Here is a 13,657-nt window from a genome sequence, read left to right as displayed (position 1 = left end):
GAAATCGAGAATGAGGTAAAGTATGGCGAAACCAAGAGTTGAACAAGCAGCAGAGCGTCTTTGGAAATATATTGTTGATCATGGCTTAGAAGTTGGCACCAAATTGCCAAATGAATACGAATTGGCTAAAGTTTTGGAAGTTGGTCGTTCGACGGTACGAGAAGCTGTGAGGGCTTTGGCGGGGCGTAATGTTTTAGAAGTGCGTCAAGGATCAGGGACTTATATCAGCAGTAAAAAAGGGATTGCTGAAGACCCTTTGGGTTTTTCCCTTATCAAAGATAGGGTAAAGTTGACCACGGATTTATTTGAGCTTCGTTACCTCTTGGAGCCGCGCATTGCAGAGCGGGTAGCACAATTTGCTACAGATGAGGACATTGAACGTCTGGAAGAAATAGTGATTGCTATTGAGGAGGCTGTTGCCCAAGGTGATGACAAGCATCTGGAATTAGATGTGCAGTTTCACAGAATGCTAGCTGAGATGAGTGGTAATATTGCCATGACCAGTATCGTCCCTATAATCAATGAATCGGTTCATCTGATCAATGAGGACTACACGAGTCGTCAGATGAAAGAGTCTAGTTTACAAGCCCATCGCAACATTCTCCACGCCATCAAAACCAGACATCCTATCGCAGCCTATGACAGTATGCTAGGGCACATCCTGGAGGTCCGTAGAACTGTACTTGATGAGTGGTTTCACAAAGACTTACCCATGTCCGGACTTTCAAAATAAATCATAAAAAGAGGAGCTATAAAAGTTCCTCTTTTTATGGTTATTACTTGACAAATCATCTGATGACTTATATAATAAGAATTGTGATAACGGTTACAAAAAAAGGAGAGAAATATGCTTAAACGACTAAAAGAAAACTATTTCTTTGCTGTTATTCGTGGTAAGACAGTAGAAGATGCCCTTGAAATTGCTCGCCATGCTATTTTAGGCGGTATTCGCAATATTGAAATCACCTTCTCGACCCCAAATGCAGGTGCGGTTATTCAACAACTATCGGATGACTTTGCAGCAGACCTTAGCGTTGTGATTGGAGCAGGTACTGTTATGACGACAGACTTAGCCAAAGAAGCCATTGCTTCGGGGGCCAAGTTCCTTGTCAGTCCACATTTTGACCCTGAGATTCAACTGGTGGCGCAGGAAGCTGGAGTATTTTACTTCCCGGGATGTGCTACGGTGACAGAAGTTGTCACTGCCATGACAGCTGGTTGTCCTATTATCAAACTCTTTCCAGGTGGTGTTTTGGGGCCAGGCTTTATCAAAGATATTCATGGACCTATTCCAGATGTTGACCTTATGCCATCAGGTGGGGTTTCCATTGAAAACGTGGCGGCATGGAAAAAAGCTGGCGCCTGTGCTGTTGGGATAGGGTCAGCTTTGGCGAGTAAAGTAGCAACAGACGGCTACGACAGTGTGACAGAAATCGCTAAGGCATTTGTGGCTGCAGCAGGAGAATAATATGGCATTTAACGATCAAACCTTTATGTTAACAAATGAGCCCGCAAAAAAGCTCTATGACCTCATCAAAGATCAACCGATTTTTGATTACCATTGCCACTTAAATCCTCAGGAGATTTTTGAAGATAAGGTCTATGAGAATATAGTAGACCTCTGGTTGGGTGGGGATCACTATAAGTGGCGTCTCATGCGTGCCAATGGGATTTCAGAAGAAGAAATCACGGGTTCTGCGTCTAAGTTAGATAAGTTCAAAGCCTTTGCTAGAACCCTTGAAAAAGCTTATGGCAACCCCGTTTATCATTGGTCGGCAATGGAGCTGAAAAATGTTTTTGGTCTAGAGGAAAACTTGACCGAAGATAAGGCAGAGGCCATTTATCATAAGCTCAACACCTACTTGGTAGAGCATCAAATAAGTCCTCGGAAGTTGATTGCCGCTAGTAAGGTCACATTTATCGGGACGACCGATCACCCCTTAGATAGCTTGGAGTGGCATCAGAAATTAGCTGCTGATGAGAGTTTTGAGACTGTTGTAGCCCCAACCTTCAGGCCTGATGAAGCCTTTATTGAACATCGGAATTTCAGGACTTTTGTGAGTCGCTTAGCAGAAGTGACTGGTCAGGATATCGTTGATTTTGCAGGCTTTGTCGGTGCTTTAGAGAAGCGTGTCGCCTACTTTGCTGACCATGGTTGTAAGGCTTCTGACATCAGCTTTACAGAGATTGTTTTTGAAAGAGCTGATGAAGCTAGTTTAGATCAACTCCTTGCTAGTGTTTTAGAGGGATATGAGCCAAGCCAGTTGGAAATGAAGCAGTGGCAAACAGCAGTTTTTGCAGAACTCTGTCGCCTCTACAAACAATATGGCTTTGTGACGCAGGTGCATTTTGGTGCTTTGCGAAACAATAACTCCGCTATTTTTAATAAGTTAGGAGCTGATGTTGGCGTTGACTCGCTAGGCGATCAGACCAAATTGACCATAAATATGAACCGTTTACTAGACCATCTTGTCCAGACGGAGAGTTTGCCAAAGATGATTTGGTATAACTTAAACCCATCTTACAATATCGCTGTTGCTAATACCCTGCAAAATTTCCAGGCCAATGAAGAGGGTCAAGCAGGTTACTTGCAATTCGGTGCGGGTTGGTGGTTTGCAGACACCAAGCTAGGAATGATTAGTCAGATGAATGCTCTAGCAGAGCAAGGCATACTAGCAAACTTTATCGGCATGCTGACAGATTCACGCAGCTTCCTATCTTATCAACGGCATGATTATTTCCGCAGAATTTTAGCCAGCTATCTTGGTCAATGGATTGTTGACGGGGAAGTGCCAGAAGATTATGAAGCTATTGGAAAAGTTGCCAAAGACATCGCTTATGGCAATGCGGTAAGCTATTTCGGTCAATGAGCAATGGATACGAAACTATAGAGAAAGAGTGGTATTAGATGATGAAAATGTCATTTCGTTGGTACGGGAAAAAAGACCCTGTTAGTTTAGAAGACATCAAAGCAATTCCAGGAATGCAAGGCATTGTGACAGCCGTTTATGATGTGCCAGTTGGGCAAGCCTGGCCATTAGAAAATATCCTTGAGCTAAAAAAAATGGTGGAGGATGCAGGGCTTGAAATTACAGTCATTGAGTCTATTCCCGTTCATGAAGATATTAAGCAAGGCAAGGCCAATCGTGATGAATTGATTGAAAATTACAAGACCTCAATTATCAATGTCGGTAAGGCAGGGATTCCAGTCGTTTGCTATAACTTTATGCCCGTCTTTGACTGGACGCGCTCAGACCTTAATCACCCCCTTCCAGATGGCACAACTTCCCTAGCCTTTCTCAAGTCTGACCTTGAAGGTGTGGACCCAGTTGCAGAGGATTTAAACTTGCCTGGTTGGGATTCTTCTTACTCAAAAGAAGAAATGAAGGCTATTATTGAGAACTACCGTGAGAATATCTCAGAAGAGGACCTTTGGGCTAATTTGGACTACTTTATCAAGGCCATCATGCCAACCGCTGAGGCTGCTGGTGTCAAAATGGCGATTCACCCAGATGATCCACCATATGGAATCTTTGGTTTGCCAAGGATTATCACAGGGCAAGACGCTGTCGAGCGTTTCCTTAATCTCTATGATTCAGAATATAACGGCATTACCATGTGTGTCGGTTCTTATGCTTCTGATCCTAAAAATGATGTCTTAGCCATGACGGAATATGCGCTTAAGCGTGGTCGTATTAACTTTATGCATACGCGTAATGTTACAGCTGGTGAGTGGGGCTTCCAAGAAACAGCTCACTTGTCAGAAGCTGGTGATATTGATATGAATGCGGTTATCAAGCTTCTCGTGGATTATGATTGGGAAGGTAGCTTGAGACCGGATCACGGTCGTCGTATCTGGGGAGATCAGACCAAGACGCCTGGTTATGGGCTTTATGACCGTGCGCTTGGAGCAACCTACTTCAATGGTCTCTACGAGGCAAACATGCGTGCAGCAGGTAAAGTTCCAAGCTTTGGCACAAAGGCAAAAACCGTTGGGGATAAGTAAAATCGCAAGACTCACAGGCTTATCTAGTCAAGAGCTTGTTAGTTTTCACTTGTCTAAGTCGGACTTTCTAAATCAAAAAGGAGAAATCAATGTCGAAAGTTATTTCATTTAAAGATAAAGTTGTGGTTGTAACAGGAGCAGGGGGCGTTTTATGTGGCTTCTTTGCCAAGGAATTTGCCAAGGCTGGTGCCAAGGTAGCCCTACTTGATTTGAACCTAGAAGCGGCACAAGCGTTTGCTGATGACATCCTTGCTGAAGGAGGCGTAGCCAAGGCTTATAAAGCAAATGTACTCGATAAAGAGAATTTAGAAGAGGTCCGTCAAGCCCTTCTTTCAGACCTTGGTCCGACAGACATTCTCATCAATGGTGCTGGCGGCAACAATCCTAAGGCAACCACGGACAATGAATTTCACAGCGTGGATTTACCAGAGGGGACAAAGAGCTTCTTTGATCTTGATAAATCAGGTATTGAGTTTGTATTCAACCTCAATTATCTAGGGACCTTATTGCCAACGCAAGTCTTTGCACAAGACATGATTGGTCGTCCTGGAGCAAATATCATCAACATTTCATCCATGAATGCTTATACGCCCCTAACAAAGATTCCAGCTTATTCAGGTGCTAAGGCAGCTATCTCTAATTTGACGCAATGGCTTGCCGTACATTTTTCTCAAGTTGGAATTCGTTGTAACGCCATCGCACCAGGTTTTCTGGTCAGCAATCAGAATCGAGCTTTGCTCTTTAATGAAGATGGCACGCCATCGGCTCGTGCAGAGAAAATCCTGCGCAACACCCCAATGGGCCGATTTGGTGAAGCAGAAGAACTAGTGGGGGGGATTTTCTTCCTTGCTGATGAACACTTAGCAAGCTTTGTCAATGGCGTGGTCTTACCGATAGATGGTGGATTTTCAGCCTATTCAGGAGTGTAACATGAAGGAAGATTTTGTTTTCTGTATTGACTCAGATGGTTGTGCCATGGACACTATGACTTACAAGCACAAGCTATTCTTTGGGCCAATTGCAGCAGATGTTTTTGGTGTTTCAGATAGGGAAACCTTTCTAGCTGAGTGGAATCGTGTCAATCTTTACTCTAAAACCCGTGGGGTCAACCGTTTTGTTGGTCTTGTTAAGGGACTTGAGTTTGCAGGTATAAGCCCTATTGATTCTCTTAAGAAATGGGTAGAGACAACGGCTTCTCTGTCAAATGCTTCCTTAGAAGCGGAGATTTCTCAAAACCCATCTGAGGATTTGCAAAAGGCGCTTGTTTGGTCAAATGAAGTCAATCGCCAGATTAAAGCGTATCAAGGAGAGGCACTTGCCTTTGAAGGCGCTGTGGAAGGGCTAGAGAGACTGCATCAACTAGGAAAAGTCTTTGTGGTGAGCTCTGCCAATAAAGAAGCGGTTCAGGAAGAGTGGCTAGAACAGGGCTTGATGGAGCATGTTGACGACCTCTACTGTCAGGACCGCGGTAAAAAAGAAGATGTCATTGCAGCCTTAATTGATATGGGTTACAAGCCAGACCATATTATGATGGTTGGCGATTCTCCTGGGGACCTTGAGGCGGCGACACAAAACAAGGTGGCTTTCTACCCCATCTTAGTGGGTCAGGAAGTTAATTCTTGGACCTTGCTTCGTGAGGCCGTCGCAGAGCGGTTTCAGTCTAGAAACTTTACTCAGGCAGATCAGGATCTCTTTATCGACGCTTTTTGGAATAATTTAGAATCGTGAGGTATATCAGATGACGCATTTAGTAGATTTACGAAAAACGCCTTATCAATTGGATGACGAGGCTATTGCATGGGTGGAAGAAACCATTGCTAACATGACCTTGGATGAAAAAATCGGTCAATTATTTGTCAATATGGGCAGCAGCCGGACAGAAGAGTATCTGACTGGTGTGTTAACTGACTATAAAATTGGAGCAGTACGTTACAATCCTGGAACAGCAGATGAAATTTGGGAGCAAAACTATATTTTACAAACCAAGTCGAAAATCCCTCTTATTATCGCTGCCAATACAGAGTCAGGTGGTAACGGAGCTGTCACCGATGGTACCAAAATTGGAGATGAGGTCAAAGTTGCAGCTACCAATGATCCAAAATATGCTTATGAACTGGGTCGCATTGCAGGAATTGAAGCCTCTGCCGTTGGTTGCAACGCATCTTTTGCACCTATTATGGATTTGAGTCGTAACTGGCGCAATCCCATCATTGCCAACCGTACTTGGGGTGCTAATACAGAGCAAGTCTTGGCCCTATCAAAAGAATACATGCGTGGTATCATGGAACATGGCATTCTGCCGTTTGCCAAGCATTTCCCTGGTGACGGTATTGATGAGCGTGACCATCACCTGTCCTTTGCCTCTAATCCGATGACCAAGTCTGAGTGGATGGAGAGTTTTGGACGGATTTACGGTGAAATGGCAAAAGCAGGTCTTCCAGGGATTATGGCAGGTCATATTCACCTACCAAATGTTGAAAAGGAAATGCATCCTGAACGTGAACTAGACGACATGCTTCCAGCTTCGCTGAATAAGACACTACTCGATGAATTGCTGCGTGGGGAGCTTGGCTATAACGGAGCTATTGTTACAGATGCTTCGCACATGGTTGCGATGACAGCTTCTATGCCACGTCGTCTCCTCTTACCAACAGCTGTCGAAGCAGGCTGTGACCTCTTCCTATTCTTCAATGATCCAGATGAAGATTTAACATGGATGAAAGAGGGCTATGAAAATGGACTCTTATCAGATGAGCGACTTCACGATGCCCTTCGTAGAACCCTTGGTCTAAAAGCGAAGTTAGGTCTTCACACCTATGAAGGACGACGCGAAGACATCATGTTACCAAAAGAAGAGGCCCTAAAGAAAATAGGTACAGAAGAAGCTAAGGCTATCGCGGCAGAAGTAGCAGACAAAGCCATTACACTGGTTAAAGCCAAAGAAGAAGGGCTCTTCCCGATCACTCCAGAGCGTTACAAACGCATCCTTTTGGTCGAAGTCGATGGCTACAAGGGTGGTTTTGGTGCTATGATTAATGCAGGTAAAAAACGAGCATCAGATACTTTGAAAGATCTCCTTGAAAAAGCGGGTCACCAGGTATCCATTTGGGAAAATACGGAAGAACGCATTAAAAAATTACCTGAAGAAGAGCGCCCGCTTGCTATAAGAGACGTCTATGCTTCTAAACGTCCCATTTCACAAATTACAGATAACTATGATTTGATTATCAACTTGGTTGATGTTAACTCTGGAGGCACTACACAACGGATTATCTGGCCAGCAGCTAAAGGGACACCAGATCAGCCTTTCTATGTGCATGAAGTGCCAACTATTGTGGTTTCAGTACAGCATCCATTTGCCTTGGCAGACATGCCACAAGTTGCAACCTATATCAATGCTTACGACGGCATGCCGATTACCATGGCAGCTTTGGTTGAAAAACTTTCTGGTCGTTCAGAATTTACGGGTGTATCACCAGTTGATGCTTATTGTGGTTTGATTGATACCCATATTTGGCGTCGATAAGCCTAGAGCTGTCAGGTTAAAAGCTATCTTGATATCAAAAGAGCACCGATTGTGGTGCTCTTTTTATGGTTAGGAGATTTGATGGTTGTTTGAGGCATTCCGTTTACCTAATTTTCCCCTATAAGCCTTTTTCAAAGAGACTTCGGCATCTCCTAGGACATATAGGCCGGCAATGTTACCGGTATTTAGAGCTGCTATGGCTTCGTTTGAAAAGTGTTGAGCATGCAGGTCAAAGGTAACAGTTGTATTGACATCCTTTGCTGTAAACCGTTTGAAGTCTGTGCCGTGTTCCACACACAATTGATTTGGAAGATTAGGCAAAGTAGCTACTTTCTCGTGAATGTGAAGATCTAATACCTGAACTTTCTTGAAGATATCGTATCCTATGTCTGATTTTTCAACCAATAGTGCACCGTAGTGACTAGAGTCGATGATGACAGCTATACCAAATGAGCCAGTATTGACTTTTGTGTCAGTAGGGTTAATGTCTAATACTAAACTTTCGTGATGCTCGGTCTGACGTAAACCGATAAAACTTGGAGTACCCAGATCAGACAGTTGTACAGGAGAGCCTTTTAGATAAAGTTTGCCTGTAGTCAGTGATAGACGATTATCCAGATTGCTACGTAAGGTCAACCATTCAGGATGCAGACTATGGCTGGTAAATGTGTCAACAAAGGCGCTGATGATTTGAGGAGACAATGTCTTGGCGTGATGAGGAAAATGGCTTAAATCAACGGTTTCTGTTGGGATGCCATTATAGATAAGAGGCCAATCCCCAGACCAATCAACAGGGTACAATAAGGTTTCACGCCCTATTGTGGTGAGTTGGGTATGATTGATTGTAGCGGGTCTTGTCCCTAGACAAGTTAACCACCAATTTCCGTTGGTATCTTGGAAAATATCAGCATGCCCAATATTTTGAAGAGCTTCCATTGCTCGGTCTCTATTGGTAAAAAGAGGGTTAGTAGGAGCGCCCTCAAAAGGTCCCCAAAGGGATTGGCTTCGAAACATGGTAATCATGTGCCCTTGCCCAGTACCCCCTTCAGCAGCAAGGAGATAGTACCACTCGTCTCGCTTTATCAGATGTGGTCCTTCAACATCTCGGCCACCGCTCCCAAAACTTAATACCCGAGGTCCTGCTAAGATATTGCCACTAGTGAGGTCAATTTCAACTTGCTGGATAGCTTTGGTGCCCTTATCGTCAATATAACCAGTAAATTGAACATAGGTCCTCCCATCTTCAAAGTACAAATCTGGATCGATACCGAAGATGTCAATTTCAGTCCTTTTATCTTCCCAGATGATGGAAGTGCCGTCCGAGCTTAATGTTCCACGAATGACAAAGTTCTTAAATTCCGCAAAGTTTGTTGTAATAACATAAAAGTAACCTAAATGATAGCGAATACAAGCTGCGAAGATACCTTCATTCGATTGAGCTTGCCTAAGGTCAGCTTGCAGTGGTGTCTGAGCAATACCTGGTAATCGTGTCCAATTCATTAAATCTTTTGATGTCGACAGTGCAATACCTGGGTAATATTCAAAGGTAGAATTGACCATGAAAAAGGTGTCATCAACTCGTACGATAGATGGATCGGGAAACATTCCCCTTAAAGTAGGATTTTGATACAAGGTAACTGTCATAAGAGAGACTCCTGTGAATTTATGTGATTGTCTAAGTGATAGCTGCCATTATTAAACTGAAGGTGTGCAAATTGTGGCCGTTCTTGATACTTATCATTTGGGAAGTGATAGGCCATGCGTAGTTGATTGGTCAAGTCTCGGAAAACCATAGCGTGACCGCCGTTTTCAGAGAAGATTGGCGATTTTAATTGGGTCCATGGCCCATGAATGCTGTTGCTCTCTGAACGGGCAATTCCAATGGCGTAACCAGACTGTCCCCAAGAAGACCAAAGCATAAGCACTTTACCGTGCTCGTCTTTAAAGAGAGAGGGGCCATCAGTGAAATAGACATCTCCGTCCTTGCCAAATTCTTCCTTTGCAAAAGGAATGGGTTGTGACCAAGGAGCATCTGCTGCTGAAAAAAGGGTCACAGGTTGGCTGATAGCTTCTGTCAGTTGATCAGATAAGGTCAAGAGACACATGTGACCATCAGGAGATGTCTCAAAGGAGTGAGAGAAAATAAGATAGGGAACATCATCCTCAAAATAAAGTGTTCCGTCGATGGCAGACCATTCCTCAGGACTTATGCAGCCACTGATTAGTTCAAATGGACCAGTTGGTTGCTTTGCTTTAAGCACATAAATCCCTTTGTTACGGTCTTTAGCACCTAGAGTTGTCACCATATAAAAGGCATCTCGATAAGCGTATACTTCAGGAGCCCAGAAGTTTTGAGTGGCAAAAAAGTCTTTGGAGCGTTTGAAAATTTCGATTGGACCTTCCCAGTGTTCAAGGTCTTTAGAGACGTAGCAATCAAAACCTTCGGCATCAGTCCAAGTGGTTTGACTCCTTGTCCCGTATAGGTAATAGGTGTTCTCATGAACCAAGACATAGGGGTCTCGGATATTTATATCTTGTCGCTTCATCACAGTCATCCTTTCAAGAAAGAGTGCAAGGCTCTTCGTGGCAATGTTTACGCTTTAACGTGTTCTTGCCAGGCTTTCAAGATTGCGTCGTAGGTAAAATCTGCGGTACTATCAAAACGCTTGTGGGCCTGGTTGAGTTCTGGTCCACCACAAGCAATGGACATACTGCCAGCAGCATTGATAGCTATGACACCAGCTACAGAATCTTCAAAACCAATGCAATCAGTTGGTAAAAGACCAAGAGCCTTAGCAGCCATAAGGAAAATATCTGGTGCAGGTTTGCCAGAAGCAACCTTACTTGGGTCAGCAATGGCATCAAAGACATCAGATAGTCCTAGCTTTTCAAGAATGACAGGACCATTTTTACTAGCAGAAGCCAAGGCTATTTTAATGCCCTGTTTACGAAAGTCTGCAATCAATTGGGCAATGCCAGGTAGGATGTCTTTTTCAGTCAGTAGATTGAGAGCGTTGACATAGGCCATGTTTTTCTCATTGCAAAGCGCAGCAAATTGTTCATCAGACACCTGGATGTTCAGATAGTCCAAAATAATCTTCAAGGAATCCTCACGACTGACCCCTTTGGTTTTTTCTTCCAATTGATCTGGAAGGTTCTTTTGGAAATGATTTTTAATGAGGTTGCGCCAAGCTGCAAAGTGATAGACAGCTGTATCCGCAATGACCCCATCTAGGTCAAAAAGTGCACCTTTAAACATAAGATTTCCTTTCTAGAGTTCGAAAAGCACATACCATCAGTTTATTCTGTTCCTACTTGTCGTTGGTTAAGAATGACGGTATTTTTCAAAATATTAGAGACCTTTTCCAAATTGTCGTCAGAAATGGTAATAAAAGGGAGAATGGCATTGATTTTAGCTAGAGACATTTTTCCTAGTCCGCCATTAACCGTGCTAGGGTCATTTTTAAAAAAGTCTAAAATAGGGTTAACAGGATCAATAGCATCTATCTGCTCTACTAGATAAGGATCTGCCATGATTTCAGCCAGACTGGTATCAGCCTGATAGCGCTCAATGTAATCTTGGGTTGGGATGTAAGTAATGGTGTAGTGTCCACAGGTAAGGTCAAAGTGCCCGCTAGGATAGCTATTGCCATTAACAAAGACTTCCGTATCCTTTGAACGGGGCAGTTTCAGGTGCGCGGTGCTTCCAAAAGGAATGGAGATCACCATCTTAATCGTATGGTATTCGTCACTTTCAATCTGATACGAGACAGCTATCTTTCCATAAGGAGAGTCAAAAGAAGCCTTGACAGTATCTAGTCGGTAGTCAAATTCAGGGGCGATATCGAAGTCTTTATAGCCCGATTTTGGATTTCTAATGCCGACAACATATTTATAGGCCCATTCCATGATAGCACCAATGGAATAGTGGTTGAGAGAATTCATGCCTTCAGGATTCATGCTGCCATCTGGTTCGACGGAGTTCCAACGTTCCCATACGGTAGTTGCTCCCATATTGACGGCGTAGAGCCAACTTGGGAGATCCTCAAGGAGAAATAGTTTTGTTGCTAGCGAATGTTCGCCGTACTTAGAGAGCATTTGATTGATATAAGGTGTCCCGACAAAGCCTGTTTTTAAATGGTCATTATCCTTATGTAATCGTGTGACCAGGTCTCTAACAAGACGCTGGCGCTGAGTTTCAGAAACGAGGTCAAATTGAAGTGCTAAAGCATAAGCGGTTTGAGTATCAATGGTCAGCTTACCATTTTTAGAAAGGTATTCATCGCGAATAGCTTGTAAAATGTCCTGAGAAAGCCTACTGTAAGCTTCAGCATCACTTGTTTTTCCGATTAATTTAGCAGTCTCTGAGACGATATAAGCCGAGTAGTGATAGTAGATAGAAGCAATGAAATCCTCATCTGTCTTGCCAGTTGGCATCGCAGGATTTTCACCGTCTAGAGCTAACCAATCTCCAAACTGGAAGCAACCAGTCCATAGATGTGGCGTTTTGGTATGGCGTCCAATCCAGTCGACCCAAGCTTTCATAGAGGGATAATGTTCTCGTAAAAGGCTAGTATCGCCAGTCGCCTGATAACAGTTCCATGGGATAAAGGTAGTCGCATCTCCCCAAATAGCCCCACCGCCATCAGGATTTCTAAATGATGGGGCATACATAGGAGCTCGCCCGTCGTTTAATTTTTGTTCGATGCTCAGATCTCGCAAATACTTACGGTAGAAGGCATAAACATCCATATTATAGAGAGCAGTATTTGAGAATACATTGGCATCTCCAGACCAGCCCAGGCGTTCATCACGCTGAGGACAGTCTGTAGGAACGTCAAAGAAATTACTTTTTTGTCCCCAAATAACATTTTGAAGGAGGCGATTGACTTTACTGTGGTTGGTTGTTATTTCTCCTGTGGAAAGCATATCAGAGTAGATGACATCAGCTTTGAAGTCTTCTGGGTTGATTTGTTCAAAGCCTTCGATTTTCAAATATCGGTAGCCATAGTAGGTGAACTTCGGTTGAACCCATTTTTCAATACCATCTGAAATGTATTCAAAGGCGGCGCGTGCCGAACGAAGATTTCCTCTATAAAAGTTCCCTTCTTGTAAGGTCTCACCAACTTGTAAATAAACCTTGGTTCCTTTTGGAGTGCGATTATAGAATCGGAAGATTCCCGCATGGTTTTGACCAAAGTCAAGTACTGTTTCGCCAGAAGGTGTCTTTAGGACTTCTTTAACATCGAGTGTTTCTTTCACGATAAGAGGAAGGCTGAGACGATCGGTCAGAATACTCTTGTCAGCATCAAGAATGTCAACAGCTTGCCAGTTTGAGACACTAAGGTTATCATCACGATCCTCGCCATAGTAAATGGAAGACTTAGAGACAGTTCCAGAAGTTGTTTCCCAATTCTCATCAGTAATTATCACTTCAGAACTGCCGTCTTCATAGTCGATATGGTATTCGGCTAAAGCGCGGTGCTGATCACCGTAGATGCAATCCATGCCTTCAATAAAGCCATAAACACCTTTAAACCAACCGTCGGCTGTAGAGATAAGCAGCTCGTGTCGTCCAGCTGTTAAAGCATCAGTCACATCATAGGTTTGGACTTGGATCCACTCATCATAAGCTGTTTGACCAGGAGCTAAAAATTCATTCCCAATCTTTTGACCATCGATATAGGTTTCGTAGATTCCAAGGGCAGTCATATAAAGACGGGCTCTTTTGACGGTTTTAGTGATGTTAATCGCAGAGCGAAAAAGCGTGTTTTGAATGTTTTTATCAGGATTGGCAATCCATTTAGCCGAGAAAGGTTCGGTCATTTTCCCTGTTTCAAAGAAGGACTGTTTACAAACGGTCTTTTCTAGTGACCTTACTTGGACGTTAACATCATAGCGGGTACGAGGCTTAAGGGGGATGTTGACTTCAAAGAAATTATTGGTAAAAGGGATAAAATCGGTCTTATAGATGGTTTGGTTACCCGTAGAGAGGATCAATTTTTTCTCCACGTCAGAGTAGGAATCAGCTTCTATTTTAAAGTCAATACGTAAACTGTTGAAGTCAAATCCTATCGGTTCTGTCATATGGTTAATAAGAATACTTGAAATGTTCATCTGGTTCT

Annotated in this window: 11 protein-coding genes; 7 read left to right on the top strand and 4 right to left on the bottom strand. The window is 43.4% G+C overall.

Features of this window, described 5'->3' with window-relative positions; genetic code table 11:
* Positions 1–22 precede the first annotated feature (22 nt).
* From G575_RS0102500 to G575_RS0102470, 7 genes are all read left to right on the top strand, one after another.
* On the top strand, positions 23–733 hold the full coding sequence (locus G575_RS0102500) for a FadR/GntR family transcriptional regulator (RefSeq protein ID WP_027971306.1): 711 nt from the start codon (positions 23–25) through the stop codon (positions 731–733).
* 114 nt (positions 734–847) lie between these two features.
* Positions 848–1,468 (top strand): bifunctional 4-hydroxy-2-oxoglutarate aldolase/2-dehydro-3-deoxy-phosphogluconate aldolase, encoded by a 621-nt coding sequence (locus tag G575_RS0102495; RefSeq protein WP_027971305.1) that lies wholly within the window; start codon positions 848–850, stop codon positions 1,466–1,468.
* Position 1,469: 1 nt separating this feature from the next.
* Positions 1,470–2,870, top strand: a complete 1,401-nt coding sequence (gene uxaC, locus G575_RS0102490) for a glucuronate isomerase (RefSeq protein WP_027971304.1) — start codon at positions 1,470–1,472, stop codon at positions 2,868–2,870.
* Between the two features lie 41 nt (positions 2,871–2,911).
* Positions 2,912–4,006, top strand: coding sequence for a mannonate dehydratase (locus tag G575_RS0102485; protein WP_027971303.1), 1,095 nt, complete (start codon positions 2,912–2,914; stop codon positions 4,004–4,006).
* Between the two features lie 89 nt (positions 4,007–4,095).
* The gene (locus tag G575_RS0102480) at positions 4,096–4,935 is read left to right on the top strand and encodes an SDR family oxidoreductase (RefSeq protein ID WP_027971302.1); all 840 of its coding nucleotides are present in this window, start codon (positions 4,096–4,098) and stop codon (positions 4,933–4,935) included.
* 1 nt (position 4,936) lies between these two features.
* Positions 4,937–5,734, top strand: coding sequence for an HAD family hydrolase (locus G575_RS0102475; RefSeq protein WP_027971301.1), 798 nt, complete (start codon positions 4,937–4,939; stop codon positions 5,732–5,734).
* Between the two features lie 10 nt (positions 5,735–5,744).
* A complete protein-coding gene (locus G575_RS0102470; RefSeq protein WP_027971300.1) occupies positions 5,745–7,532 on the top strand; it encodes a glycoside hydrolase family 3 protein in 1,788 nt (595 codons plus the stop codon).
* A 69-nt stretch (positions 7,533–7,601) separates the two neighbouring features.
* On the opposite strand, the gene G575_RS11015 is transcribed toward G575_RS0102470, so the two are convergent.
* From G575_RS11015 to G575_RS0102450, 4 genes are read right to left on the bottom strand one after another with little or no spacing between them, the layout of a single operon-like run.
* Positions 7,602–9,176 carry a glycoside hydrolase family 43 protein gene (locus G575_RS11015; protein WP_037622524.1) on the bottom strand — a complete coding sequence of 525 codons (1,575 nt, stop codon included), beginning with the start codon at positions 9,174–9,176 and terminating at the stop codon, positions 7,602–7,604.
* A complete protein-coding gene (locus tag G575_RS11010) occupies positions 9,173–10,078 on the bottom strand; it encodes a glycoside hydrolase family 43 protein (protein ID WP_037622521.1) in 906 nt (301 codons plus the stop codon). Before G575_RS11010 ends, G575_RS11015 begins: the two co-directional genes overlap by 4 nt.
* A gap of 47 nt (positions 10,079–10,125) precedes the next feature.
* A complete protein-coding gene (gene pgmB / locus G575_RS0102455; protein WP_027971299.1) occupies positions 10,126–10,791 on the bottom strand; it encodes a beta-phosphoglucomutase in 666 nt (221 codons plus the stop codon).
* Positions 10,792–10,832: 41 nt separating this feature from the next.
* Positions 10,833–13,649, bottom strand: a complete 2,817-nt coding sequence (locus G575_RS0102450; protein ID WP_027971298.1) for an alpha-L-rhamnosidase — start codon at positions 13,647–13,649, stop codon at positions 10,833–10,835.
* Positions 13,650–13,657: the final 8 nt, after the last annotated feature.

The organism is Streptococcus plurextorum DSM 22810, assembly GCF_000423745.1.
Taxonomy (GTDB): domain Bacteria; phylum Bacillota; class Bacilli; order Lactobacillales; family Streptococcaceae; genus Streptococcus; species Streptococcus plurextorum.
The sequence above is the reverse complement of the archived record's forward strand: the minus strand, read 5'-3'. Positions and strand labels throughout refer to the sequence as shown.